The following is a 24,055-nucleotide window of genomic DNA, read 5'->3' as shown; positions in this document are numbered from 1 at the left end:
GGCTAAATCTTTCCAATAAAGTCGTCGATAACGCCCCACATCGCCGTGCGATGCAGGTTGTCGTCGAGTGGCAGGCCGCGGATATGCCGGCCGGCCGGATTGCGCCAGGCGTTCCATTTCGCACTGGACAGCCAGCTGTGGCGGTCGCTCAATCCCCAGGTCAGAATCTGTTTCGGCACGGCGACCGAGAAAATGCGATCGAGAAATTCTCGGGTCTTGGCCGCGACACGCAGGTCGGTCTGCCGCTCATCCAACCCGGCATTGGCTTCGAACACATCCATTTCCGTAATAATGACCTCGACGCCAAGGCTCTTCATTTCGGCACAAAAACCGTCGAGATGATCGAAGGTGGTATCGGTGTCGAAATGACCCTGCAGGCCTACGGCATGGACCGGAACGCCCTTTGCCTTGAGGTCTCTCAGCAGTTTAATGGCGCCCTGGGCCTTGACCGGCCGCGACTCGATATCATAATCGTTATAGACCAGCTGGACATCCGGATCGGCTTGCGCCGCCAGACGGAAAGCGCGTTCGATATAGCCAGGGCCCAGAGCCTTTAGCCAGGGCGTGTCGCGAAAGCCTTCCTCGAAGAAGCGGTGACGAGGCCGCAGAGCTTCATTGACGACGTCCCAGGAATGCAGACGACCCTTGAAATGCGAAACTACGGTGTGGATATAGGTCTCCATCAAGGCTTCACCCTTGCCTTCGATCAGCAAGTTTTGTGCCCATTCCGGAAATGAGGCATGCCAGATGAGTGTATGCCCGCGCATCTTCATGGCGTGGGCGTCGGCATATTCGAGCAGCAGGTCGGCCTGGGTGAAATTCCAGCGATCGGGTTCGGGGTGCAGGGCGTTCCACTTGGTTGCCCCCTCGCCTACCAGGATATTGCATTCACGAGCAAACGCCTTGCTGAAATCAGGCTCGTATTCGCGGCTCGTGTCCTTCATGACGTCAAGCCAAGTCGGGCTGACACAAGCGCCGTAGTAGATGCCCTTTTTGGCCGCACTCTGGCGCAGGGGCGGCTGATAGCTGTAGCGGTAAGGAACCGGTCGCGCCCCGGCCTGAGCCGGCACGCCATTGGCGAGGGCCGCCGCGGCGGTCAGGGCCAGAACATCCCGGCGCAGGAGTGACGCTGGCGCCATTAGACCACCTGCTTCTTGCGCTTGACCTGCGATAGATGGCGTATCCAGTCACGGCTCTTACTCTCGACGAAGCGGTAGCTGAGATAGGACGCTACCCAGGTCATGGCGATGGCGGCGACGACAAAGAGAATATCGAAACCAATCAGGCCATGCTTTTGCGCAACGCCGAGCGCACGTGCGGCGATGTCGCGGAACAACGGATGCCACAGATAGATGGAATAGGAGATGATCCCAAGGTGGTACACGATCCGATTGCCGAATATCTTCTCCGATAGGCTGCCGTCATAGTATAGGACCAGTATCAGCAACGGAAAGGTAAGGACGATGGCCAGATCGGCATTGGGTATCAAAAAGAGTATGGCCTGAAGGACCATGACGGCGACCAGGGCCTGGTTGGACGCCAACCATTTTCGCACGATGGCATAATCCGCCAGGCGGAAGGCGACCAGGCCCAAGGAGAAGCCGGCGACACAACGCAGGGCGGGTAGAAAGCTATCGCGCCGCACGACGTCCATCACACCTTCGACCCCGAGCCCCGACGCTGCCACCAGGCCGAGAACCGCCACGGCAATGACGGCCTGCAGCCACCAGAAGCGGGAAAAGGCGACCCTGACCAGCAGGGGAAACAAAAGATAGGCGAGGATTTCGGTGCTGACCGACCACGAATTGCCGGCCAGGGCGTGGGCGCCGAAACCCCAACCCTGGACCATGAAGATATTGGCGACGAAGTCGGGCACAGTCAGGGTATAGGCTGTGCTGTCGGACACATTGACCAGCATACGCGCCGCGAAAACCAAGGTGACGACGAAATTCAGCGGAAAAACGCGGGCTATGCGATTGAGCAAAAACTGCCCGTAGATGGCGCTATTGCCGCCATTGGCGAATTTCTCGCCATAGATGAAGGCGATGATGAAACCGCTCAGCACGAAAAACAGATCGACGCAAAGATAACCTTTGGCGAAGAAGGGCGTCTTGAACGCCGCGAATGCGGGGTTCTGGGACAGGTGATAAAGCATCACCGAAAAGGCCGCCACACCACGGATACCAGTCAGGGATTTAATTTCTTTTTTCATCAAGACGATCCCAAATGCGGCCAGTCATGCAACCCGTAACGCGACCTAAACAACGCTCCCCAAGCGCAAACCCAAAAGTGACTCCCACCCTCGATTGCGTTCTAGGAGGCGTAATATTCCTTGTATTGGTTGTAGTAATACATGCTGTCGCCGTAGCCGAACTTGGACTGAGCCTTGAGGTCGACCTTGGTCAGGACAACGCCGCCGACCTTGACGCCGACATCCGCCAGCAAGCCGATCGAGGTCTGGACGGCGCGGCGCGGCGTCTTGCGCCAGCGCGCCAACATGACGGTCACATCGGCCTGACGCAGCAGGATACGGGTGTCGACGACCGGGATAACCGGTGCGGTATCGAGGATGATGACGTCGTACTTAGCACGGGCTTCGTCGAGCAACATGGCCATCATCGGCGAACCGAAGATATCCTTGGCGGGCGAAGCGCGGTTGGTCAGGGCGAGATAGTCGACACCCGGGGTCGGGTCTTTGATGACAGCGTCTTCGAAAGCCACTGTACCGGTCAGGACTTCGAGCAGACCCTTCGACACATCCATATCCAGGGCCTTGGCGAGCGAGCGTCGGCGCAGGTCGCAATCGATAAGCAGGACCGATTGACCGGCCATGGCCATGGTGCGCGCCAGGCAAATCGAGGTCGTCGTCTTGCCTTCATCCGGCAGGGACGATGTGATGGCGATCACCTTCACCGCTTCGCCCAGTTTCGAATAGACCAGGCCGGCGCGGATGTTGCGGAAGCCTTCGGCGAAGGCCGACAACGGTTTGTCGAGCAGGTACTGACGCGGGGTCGACTTGATGCCCTTGGGCAACAGGGTCGGCAGGTCGATAATACCGCCGAGATAGGGCTGGTCGAGCTGGGCTTCGACGTCGGCGCCGGTCGCCATGCCGCTGTCGAGCGCCCGCCGCACCAGGACGGCTAGGGTGGCGGCGGCTAGGCCGGCGACCAGGGCGAGCGCCAGGGCGAGCGGCTTTTTGGGCGTAGCGGCCGCCAGGGGCACGCCGGCTGTCGAGACGATACGGGCGTCGGTCTGGTCGATACCAGCTTGGCTGGACGTCTGCTTGAAGCGGTCGAGATAGGACTGGTAGAGGACCGTGACGGCGTCGGCATTGCGCTGCAGTTCGTTCAAACGCACGGTCGCGCGATTGTTGCCTACCAGTTGACCGCGCGCCCGGTTGACGCTGCCTTGCAAGGAGGCTGTACGCTGGCGCTGGATCTGGGCCTGGCCCTCCAGATTTGAAATGATGCGATTGACCTCGGCCTTGATCTGGCCGTCGATATCGTCGAGCTGCTTCTTGGTCTTGATGATATCGGGATGCAGCGGGCCATATTTCGAGCTGAGATCGGCCATATGCTGGGTCAAGGTAGCGCGCTGATTGCGCAAATCGCGGATGACGCTGGAGTTCAGGGCCTCGCCCAGATCTTCACCGGTCGAACCGTTGGCCAGCTGGCGCTTGGCGACGTTGAGACGGGCATCGCTTTCGGCCTGGTCGACCTTGACCGTCGCCAATTGCTGATCCAGTGTCGTGACCTCCTGCTGGGCGATGGTATCGTCATTGCTCGACGACACCAGGTTGTTGGCGATCTTGTAATTCTGCAGTTCGGTTTCAGCGGCTTCGACCTGAGTGCGCAGATCGCCGATGCGGCTGTTAAGCCAGTCATTGGCTTCCTTGGTCGCATTGAACTTGGTTTCCAGCTGTTGCGACAGGTACAGGCGCGCCCATTCGTTGGCGATACGCGCGGCCTTAGCAGCCGACTTGCTGCGATAGGTGATGGTGATGATACGCGTCAGGCCACTGCGCTTCACCGTCAGGCCGGCGCGAACGGCGTCCTGGACGAGCTGCGCCTGGCTTTCGGCCCGGGCGCCGCCACGACCGGCCGGCATCGGGATGATACCCAGCAACTTGCGCGGCGCCAGAGCCGGGTTGAATTCCGGATCCTTGTCGAGATGCAGGGAATCGACGACACGTTGCGTCAGGGCATTCGAACCCAGGACCTCAACCTCCGTATCGATGGTTGTCGTGTCGGCCGGCAGGTCCGATAGCACATCTGCGTCGGGCGACGCATTGATTGTACGCGGGTCGATCATGACGCTGGAGGTCGCGTCGAAATTGGGCGCCTGCAACAAGATGGGCACCAGAACCACGAGGAAGACGACGACGAAGATCGCCGCGAAGAATTTGGCGAAGCGCCTGAAATCGGCAAGAATCGAGGCGAAGTCAACCGCCGCGAATATGTTCTGGGCGGTGGCCGGCTCGGCGTCTGTGATTTCGGGGGTCATGTCAGGTACCAATTCTACAGCTGTAATAAGGGCGGCTATAACAGGGGTCAGTATTTAAGGGAGACGGCAACCGTGACGGCGTCGTCCTTATAGGGATGGATGGCCGCGGCGCCATGCGAGGTCAGGTCGCTGTGCGTGTAACCGGCCTTGATCGCCACCGTCGGCGACAACAGGTAGGTGCCCTTGACGCCGATCGTATTGCGGCGGTCACGGCGGTCAACACCGTTGTAACGGTCGTCGATATGGCCGTAGGAGCCCGTCAGGACCAGGGTGCGCAACAGTTCGTGGTTGACCTCGATACCGGAATTGGTGGTCAGGATGCCGGAGGCGGCAACGTCCGGCGTTTCGCCGACTTCGCGGTTCGACGTCACGGTCACGGTCGTCAGGCGCGTCGGGTACCAGGACAGCCGGGCCTTCAGGGTGCCGCCCTTGCTGGGCTTGAAGGCCGGGTTCTTGTAGGTCTGTTCGAGATAACCGTACTGGATTTCGCCGTTCATCAGGTCGGTCAGGTCGAAACTGGCGCCCAGGGCGGCGGTGTAGCCGTGCGAATCGCGATTCAGTGTGCTGATGCGATATTCGCGCTGATTGTGGCCATAGGTGGCAAAAAGCGAGACAAGCGGCGACAGGGCATAATCGGCACGGGCCGTATAGCCCGTCCGCGTATAGTCGCGCTGATCCTGAAGCAGCAGATTGCCGCTGGTGTCACGGCCATTGGCATAGTCGAGCTTCTGGTAATCGAGCGTACCGGTCAGGCGCACGCGATTGAATTCGACAACCGTACCGAGGCGCGCCGTCGTCATGTCATACTGGATCGGCTTGGCTGAGTTGCGCGGCGAGGCAGGATCGAATCGCGGCTCGTAATTGTGGGCGAAATCGGCGCCGGCATTGACATTGCTGAAGGCCCCGAAGTCGAGACGGCCGCCGGCCGCGGCGTCCCAGGCCAGGGTATTTTCAGAGCTGCGGCCGGAATAGCCGTCATAATTTGCCGTCAGCGAAGCCGACAGAGCGTGACGCCCCCAGTTCGAATTCAACCGAAAGGCCGGATCCAGGCTGGCCACGGTGGCGGACACTTTGTTGGTATCGTCGTAATAGATGTTGTTGTTGCCGGTCAGCGCGGCATCGAGCGACGGGTAGAGCGTAAAACCGCCCAGATGGACACCCCTCACCTCGTAGCCCGACGGCACGCGCTCGCCCGCAGCAACCGTGCGATGGCGCGCGAAATAAGACACAGCCGGATCGCCCAGGGCCGGCACAGCCAGCGCGGCGGCCACCAATAACGGCGAGGCCACAAGAGCCGTCGTTCCCAAAATTCTGTTTTTCCGGCCAAAGCTCATGACGGGTATCCAAGGATTGAAACAATAGATGCGTTGGGTGCGTTTTTAGAAATAACGCTCGCCGATACGGATGGTGTCCCCGGGCGTCACCAGCAAGGACGAACTCAGCGGAACGGGCGTCTCCTTGTCTTCGTTGACGTGACGGATAAAGACCTTCTTGGTTTGGGCCCGGTAGGTGAAGCCCTCGGCCAGCGCCACGGCATTCAGCACGGTGATACCGTCGCTATAGGGATACTCGCCAGGCTTGCCGACCTCGCCCATGATGTAGAAGGGGCGGAAGTTGGTGACCTCGATATTGATCTTGGGGTCCTTCAGAAAGCCCTGCATATAGGCGGTCTGAATGGTCTCCTGCAGCTGCGATACCGTCAGCCCGGCCGCGGGCACCTCGCCGATCAGCGGCAGGGACAACTTGCCGTCGCCGGTCACCTTGAAATCACCGCTGAGATCGGTCTCGCCGAACACGTTCATATGGATGCTGTCGCCGCCGCCGAGACGGTACTGCGCGGTCGGCGCAACCATCGCAGCTTCCGTTGAAGCGGAGCTCGCACTTGCAACATTATCTTGCGCCGCGCAAATTTGCGCGGACAGGCCGAACATGACGAAGGCGCATAACACTAGAGTTTTCTTCAGCATATTCCTCGCATCCTCAAAAACCAAGCTCACGATATGACACAAATTGATGCACTGCAACAAAAATTAGGAGGTTTTTAACTTTGGCCGACCATCCGACCGCCGACTGTGTCCTGAGGCGCCCGACATTCCCGCGGACGGTGAGAGATCAGGCATCGGTCAGGTGAATTTCCCCGTTTGCATGAAGCGGCGGTCCGAGCCCTTCAGCCGGATCGCCGTCAGTACGCCCGTAGCATAGGCACCGGTGTCAAGGCCGATTCGCCAGCGCAGATTGGCCGGCTCTTCTTCCGGCGTGTGCCCATGAACGACAACATGGTCGCTAGCCTTGAAGACACTGAGAAACGGTGTCCGGATCCACATAAAGTCGCGCAAGGTCTGCGCCTCGAGCGGAGTATCCGGACGGACACCGGCATGGACGAACAGATAGTCGTCGTGGATGACGTAAAATTTCAGGCGCGACAGCAATTGCAGATGGCGCTTCGGCACAACGGCGGCGAAGGCTTCGCGCGCCTCGGCATAGGTCGCCGGGTCGTATCGCTTACCTGGCGTGCCCACGCCGTAGGAGGCCAGGGTCGCGGCAGCGCCGTGCTCAAGCCAGCTCTTGCCGGATTCGGACTGATGGAGGAATCTCAGAAGGGCCCATTCGTGATTGCCCATCAGCAGGTCGAGGTCGCACCAGTTCTCGGATTCGAGAGTCAGGATGCGTTCTATGACGTCGTGCGAGGACGGACCACGGTCGATATAGTCGCCCAGCAGAACGACCACGGGACGCTCACCCGAGGCCTCGGCGTCCCGGCGCAACTCGGTCAGCATGGCCTCGAACAGATCCAGCCGGCCGTGAATGTCGCCAACCGCATAGACCAGCCGCTGGGTTTGCGACGGCTTCGCCGGCATATGCAGATCGGGGATCGAGGCTGAGTCAGGCATGTGGGTATCGGTGGCAGGTTAAGCGAAAAAGGCGCCCCCCTGAGCGCCCGTTTCGAATTTCAGACCGTGGGCCGTTGCACCGGCCGCATCGATCAGTAGGCGTTCTTGTGCCCAAACAAACACGGCACGGTTTTCAGGATCGTCATGATGTCGAGGCCGATCGACCAGGTCTCGATATATTCGACGTCGTAGGCGATGCGCTTTTCCAGGTCGGTACGGGTGACGATTTCACCGCGATAGCCGTTGACCTGGGCCAGGCCGGTCAGGCCGGGGCGCGTCTGGAAGCGCTGGTTGTAATCGGGAACCACGGAAGCGAATTCCTGATCGTGCGACAAGGCGTGGGGACGCGGGCCGACCAGCGACATGTCACCCTTGACGATGTTCAACAATTGCGGAATCTCGTCGAGACTGGTCCGGCGCAACAGGCGACCGACGCGGGTAACGCGCTGATCATTGGCCTTGGCCTGGACGACACGATCGCCATCTTCGGCCACCGTCATCGAACGAAACTTGTAGATGTGGAACATCCGGCCGTCCAGACCGGTACGGCGCTGACGGAAGAAAACCGGGCCCGGCGAATCGATCTTGATCAGCAGGGCAATCGTCAGCAAGGCCGGCAACAGAAACAATAAGGCGCCCATGGCGACGCAAAAATCGATCAGCTTCTTGACGAAGCTGACAGCGACCGGACGGCGCACGATTTCAGGCGAAGCCTTGGCGGGGGGTGTGTTGATATACTTCACGGACTCGAACATAACCAGCCATCCTTTAATCGACTTAGAACTCAAGTACTCTTATGTGTCAGGCTTCTCTAACGCCGCCTAGAATGCCGCATCGCAGCAATTTGGCAAGCGAATTAAGATTTTATTTAACATAAATCGACTTTACCCATAAAACGCAACACTCTGTAGTGGCGTAAATACAACGATCAGCGCATGAGCGAAGCCCGAAAACGATCTTGTTGCGGTTGCGAAAGCGACAGACCCGGCAGCCCGCCCCACCCCGTCAAAAGAATACCGCATTACCGATAGAGTTGTCCTGAAATATGGGAAAACAAGCTGTTTCAAGCAATGTTTGAGTATATTGTCTGTAATTATGGTTAGCGAAGATTAAGTTTTACGGTAAATTTTCGCTTAACACCTTTTTACATCAAAATATTTATCTCATTTTGCTGCGTTGCCACAACCAAGCCTTAACCTTGTGCGGGTATGACTGAAGGCCATACACCTAACCACTTCATGGCAGAAATCTCATGGCACGGCTGAAAAACTCGCAAAACGCGTTCGCTCCCCACGACGCCGGCGTCATCGACGCGACGACACACAAAGGCGCTACGCCCGCCGGCGAAGGCAAGATTCCCGTCGGCTGGGCGCTGCTGGTGCTGGGCTTGGGCTGTGCGGCCTTTTGGGGCGCAGTCGGCGCTATCCTTTAATAACGCCGGCCAAAGCGGCCGCCCAGCGGTCAGATTTCCTGATTATAGGCGCCGATCTCGGCATACTGGCCAAGGCGCGGCTTGACTTCCTTATGGAAGAGATCGCGCATGTCGTCCTCGGAGCGCAGGCTTTCGACGACCACGACCAGTTCCGGCTTGTTGGATGAGGCGCGCACCAGGACCCAGGAACCGTCTTCAAGATGGACGCGGGCGCCGTTGACCGTAATGACCTCGATGATCTTGCGGCCGAGAATCGAGCCGCCGGCCTTGAACAGGTCCTCATATTCCTTAACGATACGATCCAGCACCTGGTACTTGACCTCGTCGGCGCAGTGCGGCGACATGGTCAGCGAGGTATAGGCCACCGGCAGGGCGTCCTTCAGTTCGGACAGTTTCTTGTCGGGATTGCGATCGAGCATGGCCAGGATGGCCTCGGCAGCAACCAGTCCGTCGTCGTAACCGCGGCCGATCGGCGGGGCCAGGAAGAAGTGACCCGACTTTTCGAAGCCGGCCAGGGCCTTCAGTTCCGACGTCTTGCGCTTGATATAGGAGTGGCCGGTCTTCCAGTAGACCGTCTTGGCGCCGTTTTTCTTCAGCACCTCATCGGTAGCATAGAGACCTGTAGACTTAACATCGACGACAAAGGTCGCGTTGGGATGCAGGGCGCTGAGATCGCGCGCCAGCATCAGGCCGATCTTGTCGGCGAAGATTTCCTCGCCACGGTCGTCGACCACGCCGCAACGGTCGCCGTCGCCGTCGAAGCCCAGGCACAGGTCGGCGCCGTGTTCGCGCACGGCCGCGGCCATATCCATCAACATGTGATGGTCTTCGGGGTTCGGGTTATATTTCGGGAAGTTGGCGTCCAGATTGGTGTCGAGTTCAATGACCTCGGCGCCCATGGCACGCAGCACCTGCGGGGCGAATGCACCGGCCGTGCCGTTGCCGCAGGCGCAGACCACCTTCAGCTTGCGCTTAAGGGAGAGCTTGGAGGAAATATCGTCCATATAACGCTGCTGCACGCCTTCAACGCGCTTGACGCTGCCGCCCGGACGCTCGACCCCCAAACCGCCCATGACGATGTCCTTGAGACGGCCCATTTCTTCCGGCCCGAAGGTCAGAGGCGCCTGGCAGCCCATCTTGACGCCGGTCCAGCCGTTGTCGTTATGCGAGGCCGTGACCATGGCGACACAGGGTGCGTCCTGGTCGAACTGGGCGAAATATGCGATCGGCGACAGGCAGAGACCGATATCGATGACCTCGATGCCCGCCTGCATTAGACCGATAATCAAGGCATTCTTGATGTTCATCGAATAGGAGCGGAAGTCGTGACCGGTCACCAATTTCGGCGCCACACCGCGCTCGTGGATATAGGTGCCGAGACCGAGGCCCAGGGCCGTAATGCCTAACAGGTTGATTTCCTTGCCGAAGACCCAGCGCGCGTCATATTCGCGGAAGCCGGTCGGCTTGACCAGGACTTCGGTTTCGAAGCCGTAGGAATTTTCGGGGATGTCGACCTTGGGAAGAAGGGGCATGGAATGTCCTCAGATTAGGGGGTACGGGTGCGGCACCTATGCCCCCGCTAAATATAAAAAATCAAAGTGGCTTAAGCCGCGATCAGGCGAAAAACGGTGACAGGGCAGCGCGGGCGGCAGCGCCAAGCTCCGGATCCTTGAGGGCGAGGGCGACATTGGCGCGCAGCAGGCCGATCTTGTCACCGCAATCATAGGTAACGCCGTCATATTCGAGCGCATGGAAGCTTTGGGTTTCCATCAAACGGAACATCGAATCGGTCAGCTGGACTTCATTGCCGGCGCCGCGCTCCTGGTTCGACAACAAATCGAAAATCTCAGGCTGCAGGATATAGCGGCCGGAGACGATCAGGTTCGACGGCGCCGTGCCCTTGGCCGGCTTTTCGACCATGCCGGACATCTTGTTCAACCGGCCCTCTTGCCCGTGCAAGGCAACAACGCCGTATTGATGGGTCTGGTCGTGGGGCACGGCCTCGACGACGATGATATTGCCGCCGACTTCATTATAGGCGTCGATGGCCTGTTTGGTGGCCGGCACCTCGGCGTCCATGACCATGTCGGGCAGGATGACCGCGAAGGGTTCGTCGCCGATGATATCGCGGGCACACCAGACCGCGTGGCCCAAACCGTTGGGCTGCATCTGGCGAACGAAACTCATCTCGCCGGGCTTGGGCAATTCAGCCAGCAGGCCGTTCAATATGGCGGTCTTGCCCTTGGCGGCCAGTTGCGCCTCCAACTCGACCTGGTGATCGAAATAGTCCTCGATGGCGCCCTTCGAGCGGCCGGTGACGAAGACGAAGTGTTCGATACCGGCTGCGCGGGCCTCCGCTACTACCCACGACAGGATGGGACGATCGACGACGTTGAGCAGTTCCTTCGGTACAACTTTTGTACCCGGCAAAACGCGGGTGCCCAGTCCAGCGACCGGTACGACTGCCTTGCGAACGCGTTTATGTGACACTGTCTTACCCCTCGGCTTAATGCTTGTGGCCGACACGACGTCGGCCGTTAACCTCGGGGCACGATAAAATGCTGCAGTGCAAACGGCAAGGCTTTTCGACGAAAATAAATACCGACACCGTCAGGGCCGGTCAATCGTCACAGAATGTATTTGAAAAAAACGTACCAGGCCAGTGCGCTGAACGCGATCAATCCGAGCAGAACCCAACCCAAGGGAATCTTGCCACGCTCTACGCCGCTTTCCGAGTCGGTTCGGCGATCCGGTAACCCGAAAAAAGCCGAGACTAAACGCCCAAACGATAATTTTGAATTCGCCATACCCAGCCCAAATTCAGTAATAACCAAACAAAAACAAAGTAAAAAATTAGACTTTTTAGATTACCTTTTCAAAGGTAACTATTGGGAAAATTATAGGTGACTGACACCCATTCGTCAAGCATCTGTGAAATCAGGCACATTAAGCATCCATTGCAGTAAAATGCGAAACCATTTATTGTGCATTGCAATAAATATATCTCATGACTGCCGTCGCATATTTCCTTATACGCTCCAGCAGCCACTATCCGGCGAAGACCTGTAAAAATACCGACGGGGCTGTAAAAACAGCGAACTTGACGGCGCCCCATGCTCGCCTTCGTGCATGTCCGCTAAGGTTCTCGACCACTGGAAATCACAACGCGGATGCACAAAACCCGACGAAAAGCTGGAATTCTTGACGCACTTGCAGCAATCGACTAGGTTAACCTTAACAACAGGTGCGCCATGATGATTCCACCTAACAAGGCCGATGCAAAGACCATAACCTCCCTCATCCTGGGTGTGCTGATCCTTGTGCTGTTAAGCCCCGTTATCGCCGTATATTCGCTCTATGCGGCCATTTCCCTGCCGATGAAACGCGATAGGCCATCCAATACGCTAAGGCTCCGCCAAGCGCCGCAAAAGTCGTCCTGACGATTTTACCCATAAATTCCACAATCGATTTATCCCCGTAAATTCGCCCCTTACAGGCGTCAAAACAGCGGAAAATGCATTTCCGGCAATTTTTTTGTTGCATCTGCGTTGTGATCAGGCTTGTTAACCTATTGCACTGCAACAAAAGGATCAGGCGACGATGAAGATTACGATGATTGGTTCTGGTTATGTTGGCCTTGTCTCGGGTGTTTGCCTGGCTGAGTACGGCCATGAGGTCGTGTGTATGGACAAGGACGTGGCCAAGATCGAGGGGCTTCGGGCGGGCAAGATCCCGATCTTCGAGCCTGGCCTKGAAGAAATGGTCCATGACAATGTCAAGGCGGGCCGCCTGACCTTCTCGACCGACATGGCCGATTGCGTSCCGACCTCGGAAGTCGTCTTTATCGGTGTCGGTACCCCGACCAATAAGGAAACCGGCCAYGCCGAYCTGAAGTTCGTCTATGCCGTGGCCGAGGACATCGCCAAGCATGTCGACGGCTTTACCGTCGTGGTGACCAAGTCGACCGTGCCGGTGGGTACCGGTGACGAGGTCGAGGCCATCATCAAGAAGACCAATCCCAAGGCCGACGTTGCCGTGGTGTCGAACCCGGARTTCCTGCGCGAGGGYGCGGCGATCAAGGACTTCATGATCCCCAACCGYATCGTCGTCGGTATCGAGGACGAACGCGCCCGCCCGGTCATGACCGAGGTCTATCGTCCCYTGTTCATCAACCAGTCGCCGCTGATGATYACGACRCGCCGYACGTCGGARCTGATCAAGTAYGCCGCCAACGCCTTTCTGGCRATGAAGATCACCTATATCAACGAGATGGCCGACCTGTGYGAAGCCGTCGGCGCCAATGTCCAGGAAGTCGCCCGCGGCATCGGCCTCGACAACCGCATCGGCACCAAGTTCCTCCACGCCGGTCCCGGCTACGGCGGTTCGTGCTTYCCCAAGGATACSCTGGCCCTGGTCAAGACGGCCCAGGACTTCGAYGCGCCGATCCAGCTGATCGAGGCSACYGTCGCCATCAATGACGCGCGCAAGTCGAAAATGACCCAGAAGGTCGTCAAGGCGGTCGGCGGCAGCGTTGCCGGCAAGACGATCTGCGTCCTGGGCCTGACCTTCAAGCCCGAGACCGACGACATGCGCGACAGCCCGGCCATCACCATTGTCGAGGAGCTGGTTGCCGCCGGCGCCACAGTCCAGGCCTACGATCCCGAAGGCATGGACAATGCCAAACACGTTCTGCCGCCGATCACATACAGCACCGGACCTTACGAAGCCGCCGAGGGCGCCGACGCCGTCGTCATCGTCACCGAGTGGAACGAGTTCCGCGCGCTCAACCTCGACCGCATCAAGAATGCCGTCAAGGGCAAGGTCCTCGTCGACCTGCGCAACATCTACCGCAAGGAAGAGGTCGCACGCCACGGCTTCAGCTATTACTGCATCGGAAGACCGGCAGAACAGATTACGGTCTAGGTTTTTAAACCACGGAAAACACGGAGGGCACGGATTTCAGGATGATCCGTGCCTTTTGTGTTTTGAGTCGAGGCGACGCACGCAAACGGTAAAATAGGCATGAGATATGGAGTGGTGAGGGCACTCTGTAGAGCGTTATAGAGTGCTCTATATAACTATGATATTTAATATCGTTTGCAATTCAGGCCACGTTTTGCCGAAAGGCGGGTATGTGTCATAGTCCCTGGAGGGAAACATTAGACAAGGGCAGGGCATTGGCATGGGCGGCAAGTTTATGGTGTTCGTATTCGCTCTGGTGGCGGCGGTGATGGCGGCCGGATCAAGTCCTCTGGCGGCGCAGCCGGTCGCGCCCATGCCGGTGGGGGTTATCGGCCTAACTCACGACCACGCCTACGGCCTGTTCAATAGCCTGAAGCGCGGCGACATTACGGTTGTCGGTATCGTCGAACCCAACCGGGCCCTGGCCCAACGCTACGCTGACCAGTATGGCTTCGACATGGCGATCGTCTATGATGACATCGCCACCATGCTCGATAAGACTCATCCGGTCGCGGTCCTGGGCTTTGGCGATATCCAGGGCCACCGCAAGATTGTCGAGGCGGCGGCGCCGCGCGGCATCCATGTCATGGTCGAAAAACCATTGGCCGTCAGCCTCGACGATGCGCACGCCATGGCCGGCCTGGCGCAAAAATACCATATCCAGCTTCTCACCAATTACGAGACGACGTGGTACGCCACGACGGCCGAAGCGGCTAAGCTGGTGGCCGCGGGCGACGATACCGGCCCGGTGCGCCGTATGGTCTTTCACGACGGTCACGAAGGTCCGGTCAAGATCGGCGTCAGCGCGGAATTCTTGAGCTGGCTGACCGACCCCGTAAAGAACGGCGGCGGCGCCATTATCGATTTCGGCTGTTACGGTGCCAATCTGATGACGTGGCTGACCAAGGGTGAGCGACCGGTGTCGGTGACCGCCATCACGCGGCATTTTCAGCCGGATGTCTATACCAGGGTCGATGACGATGCGACCATCATCGTCGACTACCCGCAAGCCCAGGGTATTGCCGAAGCCTCGTGGGACTGGCCCGGCGGCCGCAAGGATATGGAGATCTATGGCGTCAAGGGCCAGATCGTCGCCGATGACCGCCACAGCCTGCATATCCGCGGCACGACACCCGACAGCGCCCGCGATGTCACCCTGGACGAACGCGAGGCCCCCTTCGACGATCCGTTCGCCTATTTCCGCGCCGTTATCGACGGTCGCGTGACGCCGGGGCCCTATGATCCGTCGTCCCTGGAAAACAACCTGCTGGTCGTCGAAATCCTCGATGCCGCCAAACGTAGCGCTGCCTCGGGCAGAACGGTAAAGCTCCCATAACCTCTTAAAGAGGGGTGATTGGGAGCGATATCACTTTCACATGGAGCCTTTACATTTTTACGCTCATTTTACGGCGGATAGGGCAGGGCTGCGCCACGCGCCGGCACCTGTCAGGGGTAATGATATGACTACCTGGATCGCGACGTGAACGAATTGGATGGCTACCTCGCGGCGATCGTCGAGTCCTCCGACGACGCCATCATCGGCAAAACGCTCGATGGCATCATCACCTCATGGAATACAGCCGCGGTGCGGCTCTTCGGCTGGACGCCCGAGGAGGCGATCGGCCGGCATATCACCCTGATCATCCCTAAGGACCGCGAAGACGAGGAATTTCTCATCATCGGCAAGGTCAAGGCCGGACAACGCCTGGAACATTTCGAAACGGTGCGCCAAACCAAGGCGGGCGCTCTGATCGATCTCTCCCTGACGGTCTCCCCGATCAAGAACGCCGCCGGCGTGATCGTCGGCGTCTCAAAGATTGCGCGCGACATCGGCATTACAAAACAGGCGGAACGCTTGAGCGCTTCCTTGGCGGCGATCGTCGAATCCTCGGATGACGCCATCGTCAGCAAAACCCTGGAGGGCGTCATCACCTCGTGGAATGCGGCGGCGGAGCGCATTTTCGGCTATGGCCCCGAGGAAGCGATCGGTCAGCACATCAGCCTGATCATCCCGCCGGACAAGTTGGACGAAGAATATTCTATCCTCGGTCGGGTCAAGTCCGGGAAGAAAGTCGATCACTTTGAAACCGTCCGGCGGGCAAAAAACGGTGATCTGCTCCAAATTTCGCTCACCGTGTCGCCGATCCGCGACGGGTCCGGGCGGGTCGTCGGGGCGTCCAAGGTGGCGCGCAACATCACCGACCAGAAGCGGATCGAGACGCAACTGCGTGACAGCAACCGGCGCAAGGACGAATTTCTCGCCAATATGAGCCACGAACTGCGCACGCCGATGAATGCCGTTATCGGACTGGCGCACATTCTCAGTCTGTCGGAAAATCTCAATCCGAAAGAACAGCAGTGTGTTTCCATGTTGCGCCAAAGCGGCGACAATCTATTGTCGCTGATCAACAATCTCCTCGATTTTTCCAAGCTGCAGAGCGACGATCTCATGCTGGAAGCCGTCGAATTCAGCCCGGCCGAGATAGTCGAAAAAGCCGTCGTTATGATGGACGTCAAGGCGCGGGAAAAGAATCTGCCTCTGAAGGTCGCCTATGATCATGGTCTCAGGGATCGTTATGTCGGCGACCCGTTACGACTGCAGCAAATTTTGACCAACCTGATCGCCAATGCCATCAAATTCACCGAATCCGGCCAGATCGAGATCAATGTCCGCGTCAAGAAGGAGCGGGCGACCGACAGCGTGCTGCTTTTCGATGTCACCGACACCGGCATCGGCATCGCGGAAGAGAAGACGGGGGTCATTTTCGACAAGTTCATGCAGGCCGATGCGTCGATGACACGCAAATATGGCGGCTCAGGGCTGGGCCTGTCGATTTGCCGGGCCATTGCCAAGGCGATGAAGGGCTCGATTTCGGTCGTCAGCCGGCCGGGCATCGGATCGACCTTCACCGTCGAGATCACCTTGAAGAACGTCGCCAAGCCGATGCAACTGGTGGGGAAACACGATACGCCCGAAAAGGTGCACAGGAACGTTCTCGTTGTCGAGGATTATGAGCCCAATACCCTGGTCGCGACTTCGATGCTCGACCACCTGGGTTACAGCTATGATGTGGCGCAGAACGGCCTGGAGGCCTTGCGCAAGGCCGAACGCGGCACATTCGACGCGATCCTGATGGATGTTCAAATGCCCGGAATGGATGGATTCGAGAGTACGCGTCTGATCCGCGCATTTGAGAAAGAACAGAAGCTCGAAGCCACCCCGATCATCGCCATGACGGCCCATGTATTGGATCGCGACAAGAGCCTGTGCATTGAGGCGGGGATGGACGATTTCATTCCCAAGCCATTCGATCCGACGCACCTGAAAAACCTGCTCGCACGCCATATCGGCGGCAAGCAGGTTCGGGCCTTGGCATAAACCTTCAAGCAGGTTCTGTCTGACTGTGGTCTTCGATCTCGAAATGCAGACCCTTGCCGGTTTCCATCAATGACTTCAGGCTGGCGGCAATTTGCGCCCAGGCTTCCTTGAGCCCCTCCTGTTCGGCCGGCAGATCGTAGTGCAGGATGGTGAGCTTGGTCAGGTCGCCGACAGCAGCCAGTTTATAGACATTACGCGATATAGGCGCGTCCGGCCCCATCCATGGCATCATGAAGGTCATATCGAGTAGTGACGGCGCCTCGGCGGCCAGGATCTTGCCCGATACCATGACCTTGCCGTCGTCGAGACGATATTCATAGGTCTCATTGGTGGCAATCGTGCCGTAAATCCCGCCACCCATCAGCATGAACTGCTTGGATAGTTCCGTCGTGGTCAGGGCCTGCCACACCCGGTCGGGTGTGGCGCGGATGAAGGTCTCAAGCATGAAGTCGGGTTTCTTGACGTCAGACATAGGGATTGTCCTTTCCAGTTCGGCCTTCAGGTCGAGAGCGGCCCGGGCCAGGGGTTGTTGGGTCATGGGTTCGATCCAGCGATCGACGAGCTGCTGAAGCGGGGCGGCATTGAGATAGTGGTATTTGAAGCGGCCGGCCTTGTGGGTGATGACGAGATTGGCGGCTTCGAGCAGTTTCAGGTGCTTCATCACACCGAAGCGCGTCATGCCGGTCGAAGCTTCGAGATCGGTCAGGGTCTGGCCGTCACGTTGCCGCAACCGATCGAGCAGGAGGCGCCGGGTATCGTCGCTCAGGGCTTTGAAGATCAGATCCATGGATCTATAATAGGTGACTTATTAGTCACGTGTCAATATGGTCACCTGAATAAATGCAGATGGCCATTCGGAGCGCCGGTTTTCTTTGAAAAGGGCCACAGCTGCTCCGAATCCTGCTGCGCCGGTTTAATCGAACAGGTCGGCGGTGGCTTCGGGAGAGGGTTCGCGGTCGTAGGCGCTGAAGTAGAGGCCGGTCATCCAGGCCTGCATCAGGACTTCGATGACCATATAGCCCACGGCCAGGCCGATCGTCGCGGCGGAAAAGGGCAGCCAAGACATCAGGCCATTTAGCCACTTCAAAGCCCAGGCTCCCGCGAAGCCGGCGCAGGCGATCAGGAGGAAGCTCAGGATCAGGGTGAGGTTGCGCCCCTTGCGCAGACGGGCGCCATGGCGCCACGCAGCCTTGACCGGCATGCGCGCCAGGACGTAGGGCGGTAAAAAGAAGTCGGCGAAATAGGACACGATCAGGCCCGGCACGATCCATAGGGACTGTCCGACATAGGCGAGGGCGATGACCGGCAGATAGACCGGTGAGGCGCGCAACAACTTCTTCGGGCCCGACATGGCAATATGGCGCAAGGTCACGGGCTCATGGCTGCAGGCATTGTAGAGCAACTGGCCTGTCGTGCAGTAGTTGAGGGCGCGGACGACGAAATACCAGACGATAAAACCGTAATAGCGCACCAGATAGGCCGGGTTCATAGCCGAGGTGAAGGTTTGGCTGCCGTCGATCAGCGGCTTGTAGAGAATGAAAAAGCCAAGCAGGTAGGGGATAAGGAAGAACAGCGCCGCCGACAGCCATAGCCGCCAACCGGCCACGCTCAGTGCCACAAAGGCCCGATCGACGACCCGAATGGGGGAGGGGTGCAGGTTCACGGCCTAACGGTTCATGGCCTGACCGAACAGGGTCTTGGGGTCGCGAACCGGAGCCGTTGAGCTGCGCAGGACGATATCGTGGTGCAGAATCTGGTGTGGCACAGGGCTCGGCCATCCGGATCCGCCGGGCGACAGACGCGTGAACAGCAGATCGCCGGCGGCTGCGCCCAGCCCTGCGACAGGTTGGCGCACGGTCGTCAGGGACGGCCACAGCATTTCCGAGGTCGGGATGTCGTCAAAGCCTACCACGGACATATCGTCGGGCAAGGTGAAACCCAGCTCATGGGCGACCTTGATGACGGCAGCGGCCATCTCGTCATTGCTGGCGAAAATGGCCGACGGCCGATCTGGCCGCGTCAGCAGGCGGTGGGCACAGGGCAGGGCGGCAAAATATCGGAACTCGCCATCCTCGACCAGGGACGGATCGATTTCGATTCCGGCTTCCGTCATCGCCTGCTCGAAGCCCTCATAACGCAAAAGTGTGGCGGCATGGTTGGGCAGGCCGCGGATGAAGCCGATGCGGCGGTGGCCGAAGGTCAACAGATGCTGCGTCAGTTGATAGGCGGCGCGGCGTTCGTCCATGCGCACACTGGGTACGGTCCGCGACTCATGTACCGGTGTGATGCGGACATAGGGCACGCCGGCATCGTCGAGAACATTGAGGACGAGTTGGTTATCGGTCAGCGGTGCCGTCAGGACAGCGCCGTCCAGTTTCAGCCGCCGGACCAGGTCGCGGGCGCGGCGTTCGATGTCCGGAGATAGATAGTCGAGCTCTTCGATGACCAGGTGATAGCCGAAATAGCGGCAACGTTGCAGCAGGCCCAGCTGTATGTCCGAGGTATAGGCGCCGCCCGGATCGCCGTAGAGCTGGGCGATGACATAGGCGCGTTCGGGATTGAGGGCACGCATGCCGCGGGCCGATTCATTGGCGGCGAAGCCAAGTTCGCTCACCGCCTGGCGGACGCGGGTCCGCATGTCGGCCGAGACATGCTTTTCATTATTGATGACACGGGACACAGTTTTGATCGAAACCCCGGCCCGGTTCGCGACATCTATAATGGTGGGTTTGCTCAAGCCCCAACCCTCTGTTTGACGACGAAGTTGCGTTCAGCCTGCTTCTCGGTGAAGCCGTGGGCATAGACCTCCTCGATCAGATCACGGTGCGACGGCAGATCCTTGACGGCGTGCTCGCCGAAACCCTTGATACGATCGAAGATCTTCTGGGCCGCCTCGGCATTGGGATAGCTGCCGCGCGCCGCCTCGAGGTCGGTCTTATAGCCCATGCCGTAGAGGATGTATTGATAGGAAAAATAGGCGAAGGTTTCGACGTCGGTGAGGAAGTCGAAGCGCGACGGCGGACGGTGTTTCCACATGTCCAGCATGTTGCGCAGTTCGTCCGGAATAGTCTTGGGGTCGGCATTGTCGCGCCAGAACGGCTCGTCGCGCTTGCTGATGCAGTAGTGCAGCTTGATGAAGTTGACGATCTTCTCGTAACGTTGACGCATCAGGTTGTTGAACAGGGGCGCCGCTGCATCGATCGGGCCGTCATGCGGGAAGAATTCGGCGATCATGCCGGCCGCCACCTCGATCATCATGATGCCGGTGGCTTCCAGCGGTTCGAAGAAACCAGCGGACAGGCCAACCCCGATGCAGTTCTTAGTCCAATGGGTTTCGCGGTAACCAGCGTCGAACTTGATCAGGCGGGTCGGCAGATCCTTGCCCTTGTCACCTATATAGGCGCGCAGTACCTGCTCGGCCCGTTCGTCGGAAGAATGGTTGCCGGAATAGACATAGCCGATACCGCGGCGATCTTTCAGACCGATGTCCCAGGTCCAGCCGGCCTCGTGGGCGGCCGAGACGGTGTAGGAATTGATCGGGGCCTTGGGGGCATCATAGGGCACCTGACAGGTCAGGGCGTGGTCGGTGAACAGATAGTCTTTCACCGATTTGAACGGCACGCCCATCGCCTTGCCGAGCAGGATCGAGGTGAAGCCGCTGCAGTCGATATAAAGATCAGCCTTGAGCGTGCCGTGCTCGGGCGACATCACATGATCGATACTGCCGTCGGAGGCCATGACGACGTCGGTAATATTGCCCTTCAGGTGACATACACCCAGTTCGACACCGCGGTCGGCGAGGAGGTGGGCGAATTTCACCGCATCGAAATGGTAGGCGAAGTTGAGGGGACCGCTGAAATGGCCTTCATAGGTGCGCTTGGGCGCACGCTGGGCATCGGCGACGCGCTTCTGGAAGGTGACGGCTTCGGCGAAGGACGGGCGGGTGGCCGGATCCGACAACAGCCAGTAGGGCAGGAGGCCGGCGCCGTCGACAAAATAGGGCGCGTCGAAAGGATGGAGATAGTGCTCGTGTTCGCCGTTCCGCGGGGTCTTTTCCCAATCGACGAACTTGATGCCCTGTTTATAGGTCGCGGTGGATTCGCGCAGGAAGGTGGCCTCGTCGATGCCGAGGGTTTGCAGCGTAGTGCGGATGGTCGGAAAGGTGCCTTCGCCGACGCCGATAATGCCGACGTCTGGGGATTCGATGACGGTGATCTGAGGACAGGCGGCCGGGTTCTGACCCAACACCTTGGCCAGATAGCAGGCGGTCAGCCACCCTGCTGTGCCGCCGCCGACAATCAGGATATTGCGTGGTGTTGTCATGTAATCGGAAATCCGCGACTTTTTATGGGTTTATGCGCTTGAAACTAACATGACGGCCGGACGTGGGCAAGGGGCGGGCGGGGCCGCCGGGACGGCTGGAGCCATCACTCGCTGCGGCAACAGATTGATATATTATCACTTTTGCCCTATATCCGTACTCAAGCGAACCAGGCGACAATGGAGAAGGTTAGGACCAGCAGCCCGATCGAGAGGAAACGATAATTTTGATACCACTTGATCGTCTTCAGGTGCTCGGTCTCGGCCTGCCATACGGCCTTTGAGAACATCAAAGGGGCGATCCGGGCGACATCGGGGGCGGGTTCCAGCAGGCTGCCGGCCAGCAAGGCGGCGAAGCTGACCGCGAAGATGACGACGGCGGCGACCAGGAAATGCAACGGAATAGCGTGGAAGACCTCGACACCGAAAAAGAGCGTAATGCTCGAGGTCGTGCCGACGATCAGACCGGCGGCGGCCCCCGCCTTGTTGACGCGGCGCAGAAACAGACCGGCGATGAAGACGGCGGCGATCGGCGGCACAAAGTAGCATAATATGGCTTGCAGATACTGCCATAGGGTATCCTTGAAATGGACGATCTGCGGTGCCCACAGGATGGACAGCACCATGAAGACGACCATGGTCACCTGGCCGGTGCGCACCAGGCCTTGTTCGCTCATATCGGGCTTCAGTTTGCGCACGAAGTCCATGGTCAGAAGCGTCGATGTGGCATTGTAGATGGAGGCCAGGCCCGACAGGATGGAGATCAGGCAGGCGGCCAGGATCAGGCCGGTCAAGCCGTGTGGCAGGACTTCGAAGACGAGATGCGAAAATACCTGGTCGGGCTCATCGAGATGCGGGAACAGCAACAGGGCAGCGGCGCCGGGCAGGATGACGAGAAACAGGTTGGTCAGCTTCATGGCGCCGCCCATCAATGAGCCCCAGCGGCCGTGGTCGAGTGACTTGGCCGCCAGGACACGCTGGACCATCATCTGGCTGGTGCACCAGAAGTAAAAGCCGATCAGGGGTACGCCGGTGACCAGGCCGGTCCACGGCATGGCCGGGTCCGAGGCGGGACGGATCAGTTTAAGGTGGGCGGCGTCGATCCGCGTCATCATATTGTGCCAGCCTTCGGTGACGCGGCCGTGGCCGACCGCCTGAAAGGTGAAGAAGGCGATGGCCGCGCAGGCGATGACCAGGATAGCGCCCTGGATCGACTCGATCAGGATGACGGCGCGCAAACCGCCTGTGATCAGGAAGCCGCCGGCCAGGACAGCCAGCAATGCACACACCTGCCATAGCGGCCAATCGGGAAACATGATCTGGAATAACACCGCGCCGGCGAACAGGCCGCCGGCGGCATCGAGAAAGACGCCGAGGAGAATGGCCAGGCCCGAGACATAGGTGCGGACGAAGCGGCCATATCTTAACTCAAGGAACTCTGGCACCGTGAAGACCTGGGACTTGATATAGGTCGGCAGGATAAAGGCGCAGAAGATGGTCAGGACAACCGCGGCCATCCATTCGTAATTGAAGACACTGATGCCGTGGGCGTAGGCCGAGCCGGTCAGGCCGACCAGCGAGGTGGCGGAAATGGTCGAGGCATAAAGTGCAAAGCCGATCTTGGGCCATGACGCCGACTGCCCGGCCAGAAAGACATCACGCGCCTTGGTCATGCGGTGGCGGTCCATCAGGCCCACGACGACCAGCCCGCCGATGTAGATGGCGATCACGGCCATATCGAGCCAGCTTAAGCTATGGACCGAAAACATGCGCTGAGAACTCCCCGTTTATTGTTATCCTTAGAGCGCATTGCTGAGGGTGCCAACAGGCGTTTTGCCGGAAAGGCGGCGTTACCGCTACCGGAAGGGAATAGTTGGGACGAGGGGTTTGTGATTGATGACCGTCACTTCGACCTGGCCAAGGAGCAGGACGTCGGGCAGTTCGCGACGGATTCCGGGCAGGGTCTGGAACAGGGCCGAGACGGGGTCGACATAAAAGGCCTGAACTAGCCCGGATTGCCAATCCTCTGGCAGCATAATATTGACACGTATGGTGTGAGCGTCTGGCGGGCCGACGCGGAACAGCCGGGCGCAGGGGCTGGCGGTATCGCCGCGGTCGCCGCGGTGCGTCATGCCGTCGAATGTAAAGCGGGTCCGCGTCTGCAAGGTGAAGCCAAGACACAGGGTACGGGACGCCGAGGGCGCTAAGGAACCGGTCTCGGGGGGGCAATCCCAAACCTCATCATCCGGCGTTATTTTGAAAGCAAGTGACATGATCACGTCTCAAAGGGGTGCTGCGCCGACGGCCTGGCGAAAACGGGACAGGTGGAGCCGGTATGCGCCCGGCCTTTCAAGGCTTGTGCCACCTTTGCGTGTGATCGTGGTAAAAATAGTCTTAACGCCGGCCATCGGGGTGTGTAATACCCCGATAGTTTGGGCATTCCGAAGTGGCGCAAGCTTAACGAAAGCTTATTAAACCGTGCGATGCGTGTGAATGAGAAAGGTTTGGGTAGCGGCGCCCCTTAAAGTTGTGTTGCCGGCAAATATATGCCGGACGGGCTTGTCAAAG

19 protein-coding genes are annotated in these 24,055 nt (G+C 58.9%); 4 read left to right on the top strand and 15 right to left on the bottom strand.

What is annotated here, in order from left to right:
* Positions 1–2 precede the first annotated feature (2 nt).
* The 7 genes from AC1DX3_RS17580 to AC1DX3_RS17550 all read right to left on the bottom strand — a co-directional run bounded on the left by AC1DX3_RS17580 (position 3) and on the right by AC1DX3_RS17550 (position 8,149).
* Entirely contained in the window at positions 3–1,139 is a 1,137-nt protein-coding gene (locus AC1DX3_RS17580) for an endo-1,4-beta-xylanase (protein WP_476990624.1), read from the bottom strand.
* Positions 1,139–2,212 carry an acyltransferase family protein gene (locus tag AC1DX3_RS17575; protein ID WP_476990623.1) on the bottom strand — a complete coding sequence of 358 codons (1,074 nt, stop codon included), beginning with the start codon at positions 2,210–2,212 and terminating at the stop codon, positions 1,139–1,141. The genes AC1DX3_RS17580 and AC1DX3_RS17575 overlap by 1 nt, the downstream gene beginning before the upstream one ends.
* A 101-nt stretch (positions 2,213–2,313) precedes the next feature.
* Entirely contained in the window at positions 2,314–4,503 is a 2,190-nt protein-coding gene (locus tag AC1DX3_RS17570; protein WP_476990622.1) for a GumC family protein, read from the bottom strand.
* 47 nt (positions 4,504–4,550) lie between these two features.
* On the bottom strand, positions 4,551–5,837 hold the full coding sequence (locus AC1DX3_RS17565) for an outer membrane beta-barrel protein (protein WP_476990621.1): 1,287 nt from the start codon (positions 5,835–5,837) through the stop codon (positions 4,551–4,553).
* Positions 5,838–5,882: 45 nt separating this feature from the next.
* A complete protein-coding gene (locus AC1DX3_RS17560; RefSeq protein WP_476990620.1) occupies positions 5,883–6,356 on the bottom strand; it encodes a polysaccharide biosynthesis/export family protein in 474 nt (157 codons plus the stop codon).
* A 270-nt stretch (positions 6,357–6,626) separates the two neighbouring features.
* On the bottom strand, positions 6,627–7,394 hold the full coding sequence (locus AC1DX3_RS17555) for a metallophosphoesterase family protein (protein WP_476990619.1): 768 nt from the start codon (positions 7,392–7,394) through the stop codon (positions 6,627–6,629).
* A 92-nt stretch (positions 7,395–7,486) separates the two neighbouring features.
* A complete protein-coding gene (locus AC1DX3_RS17550) occupies positions 7,487–8,149 on the bottom strand; it encodes an exopolysaccharide biosynthesis polyprenyl glycosylphosphotransferase (protein ID WP_476990618.1) in 663 nt (220 codons plus the stop codon).
* Between the two features lie 497 nt (positions 8,150–8,646).
* Between AC1DX3_RS17550 and AC1DX3_RS17545 the strand changes: the two genes are divergently transcribed.
* The gene (locus tag AC1DX3_RS17545) at positions 8,647–8,826 is read left to right on the top strand and encodes a hypothetical protein (RefSeq protein ID WP_476990617.1); all 180 of its coding nucleotides are present in this window, start codon (positions 8,647–8,649) and stop codon (positions 8,824–8,826) included.
* A gap of 29 nt (positions 8,827–8,855) precedes the next feature.
* On the opposite strand, the gene AC1DX3_RS17540 is transcribed toward AC1DX3_RS17545, so the two are convergent.
* Together AC1DX3_RS17540 and AC1DX3_RS17535 are read right to left on the bottom strand one after the other, a co-directional pair.
* A complete protein-coding gene (locus AC1DX3_RS17540) occupies positions 8,856–10,358 on the bottom strand; it encodes a phosphomannomutase/phosphoglucomutase (protein WP_476990616.1) in 1,503 nt (500 codons plus the stop codon).
* 82 nt (positions 10,359–10,440) lie between these two features.
* Positions 10,441–11,316, bottom strand: a complete 876-nt coding sequence (locus AC1DX3_RS17535) for a UTP--glucose-1-phosphate uridylyltransferase (RefSeq protein WP_476990615.1) — start codon at positions 11,314–11,316, stop codon at positions 10,441–10,443.
* Positions 11,317–12,426: 1,110 nt separating this feature from the next.
* Here AC1DX3_RS17535 and AC1DX3_RS17530 point away from each other — a divergent pair.
* From AC1DX3_RS17530 to AC1DX3_RS17520, 3 genes are all read left to right on the top strand, one after another.
* Positions 12,427–13,749: a UDP-glucose dehydrogenase family protein gene (locus AC1DX3_RS17530; RefSeq protein WP_476990614.1), complete on the top strand. Its 1,323-nt coding sequence runs from the start codon at positions 12,427–12,429 to the stop codon at positions 13,747–13,749.
* Between the two features lie 259 nt (positions 13,750–14,008).
* The gene (locus tag AC1DX3_RS17525) at positions 14,009–15,124 is read left to right on the top strand and encodes a Gfo/Idh/MocA family protein (RefSeq protein ID WP_476990613.1); all 1,116 of its coding nucleotides are present in this window, start codon (positions 14,009–14,011) and stop codon (positions 15,122–15,124) included.
* 144 nt (positions 15,125–15,268) lie between these two features.
* Positions 15,269–17,167, top strand: a complete 1,899-nt coding sequence (locus AC1DX3_RS17520; protein ID WP_476990612.1) for a PAS domain S-box protein — start codon at positions 15,269–15,271, stop codon at positions 17,165–17,167.
* A 4-nt stretch (positions 17,168–17,171) separates the two neighbouring features.
* On the opposite strand, the gene AC1DX3_RS17515 is transcribed toward AC1DX3_RS17520, so the two are convergent.
* The 6 genes from AC1DX3_RS17515 to AC1DX3_RS17490 all read right to left on the bottom strand — a co-directional run bounded on the left by AC1DX3_RS17515 (position 17,172) and on the right by AC1DX3_RS17490 (position 23,760).
* Positions 17,172–17,954 carry an ArsR/SmtB family transcription factor gene (locus AC1DX3_RS17515; protein ID WP_476990611.1) on the bottom strand — a complete coding sequence of 261 codons (783 nt, stop codon included), beginning with the start codon at positions 17,952–17,954 and terminating at the stop codon, positions 17,172–17,174.
* Between the two features lie 126 nt (positions 17,955–18,080).
* Positions 18,081–18,830 carry a hypothetical protein gene (locus AC1DX3_RS17510; RefSeq protein WP_476990610.1) on the bottom strand — a complete coding sequence of 250 codons (750 nt, stop codon included), beginning with the start codon at positions 18,828–18,830 and terminating at the stop codon, positions 18,081–18,083.
* A gap of 3 nt (positions 18,831–18,833) precedes the next feature.
* Entirely contained in the window at positions 18,834–19,904 is a 1,071-nt protein-coding gene (locus AC1DX3_RS17505; protein ID WP_476990609.1) for a LacI family DNA-binding transcriptional regulator, read from the bottom strand.
* Positions 19,901–21,490, bottom strand: coding sequence for a tryptophan halogenase family protein (locus AC1DX3_RS17500; protein WP_476990608.1), 1,590 nt, complete (start codon positions 21,488–21,490; stop codon positions 19,901–19,903). Before AC1DX3_RS17500 ends, AC1DX3_RS17505 begins: the two co-directional genes overlap by 4 nt.
* A 158-nt stretch (positions 21,491–21,648) precedes the next feature.
* The gene (locus AC1DX3_RS17495; protein ID WP_476990607.1) at positions 21,649–23,256 is read right to left on the bottom strand and encodes a sodium:solute symporter; all 1,608 of its coding nucleotides are present in this window, start codon (positions 23,254–23,256) and stop codon (positions 21,649–21,651) included.
* A gap of 87 nt (positions 23,257–23,343) precedes the next feature.
* Positions 23,344–23,760, bottom strand: a complete 417-nt coding sequence (locus AC1DX3_RS17490) for a hypothetical protein (protein WP_476990606.1) — start codon at positions 23,758–23,760, stop codon at positions 23,344–23,346.
* Between the last annotated feature and the right edge of the window lie 295 nt (positions 23,761–24,055).

The sequence above is a fragment of the Asticcacaulis sp. P2_B1 genome (assembly GCF_056404915.1).
Note: the sequence above shows the minus strand (reverse complement) of the source record. Positions and strands in the feature narration are given on the sequence as shown.

Coding starts and splice junctions, on each gene's coding strand:
- AC1DX3_RS17580 (WP_476990624.1), bottom strand. CDS start 1,139: ATGGCGCCAGCGTCACTCCTGCGCCGGGATGTTCTGGCCCTGACCGCC.
- AC1DX3_RS17575 (WP_476990623.1), bottom strand. CDS start 2,212: ATGAAAAAAGAAATTAAATCCCTGACTGGTATCCGTGGTGTGGCGGCC.
- AC1DX3_RS17570 (WP_476990622.1), bottom strand. CDS start 4,503: ATGACCCCCGAAATCACAGACGCCGAGCCGGCCACCGCCCAGAACATA.
- AC1DX3_RS17565 (WP_476990621.1), bottom strand. CDS start 5,837: ATGAGCTTTGGCCGGAAAAACAGAATTTTGGGAACGACGGCTCTTGTG.
- AC1DX3_RS17560 (WP_476990620.1), bottom strand. CDS start 6,356: ATGGTTGCGCCGACCGCGCAGTACCGTCTCGGCGGCGGCGACAGCATC.
- AC1DX3_RS17555 (WP_476990619.1), bottom strand. CDS start 7,394: ATGCCTGACTCAGCCTCGATCCCCGATCTGCATATGCCGGCGAAGCCG.
- AC1DX3_RS17550 (WP_476990618.1), bottom strand. CDS start 8,149: ATGTTCGAGTCCGTGAAGTATATCAACACACCCCCCGCCAAGGCTTCG.
- AC1DX3_RS17545 (WP_476990617.1), top strand. CDS start 8,647: ATGGCACGGCTGAAAAACTCGCAAAACGCGTTCGCTCCCCACGACGCC.
- AC1DX3_RS17540 (WP_476990616.1), bottom strand. CDS start 10,358: ATGCCCCTTCTTCCCAAGGTCGACATCCCCGAAAATTCCTACGGCTTC.
- AC1DX3_RS17525 (WP_476990613.1), top strand. CDS start 14,009: ATGGGCGGCAAGTTTATGGTGTTCGTATTCGCTCTGGTGGCGGCGGTG.
- AC1DX3_RS17515 (WP_476990611.1), bottom strand. CDS start 17,954: ATGGATCTGATCTTCAAAGCCCTGAGCGACGATACCCGGCGCCTCCTG.
- AC1DX3_RS17500 (WP_476990608.1), bottom strand. CDS start 21,490: ATGACAACACCACGCAATATCCTGATTGTCGGCGGCGGCACAGCAGGG.
- AC1DX3_RS17495 (WP_476990607.1), bottom strand. CDS start 23,256: ATGTTTTCGGTCCATAGCTTAAGCTGGCTCGATATGGCCGTGATCGCC.
- AC1DX3_RS17490 (WP_476990606.1), bottom strand. CDS start 23,760: ATGTCACTTGCTTTCAAAATAACGCCGGATGATGAGGTTTGGGATTGC.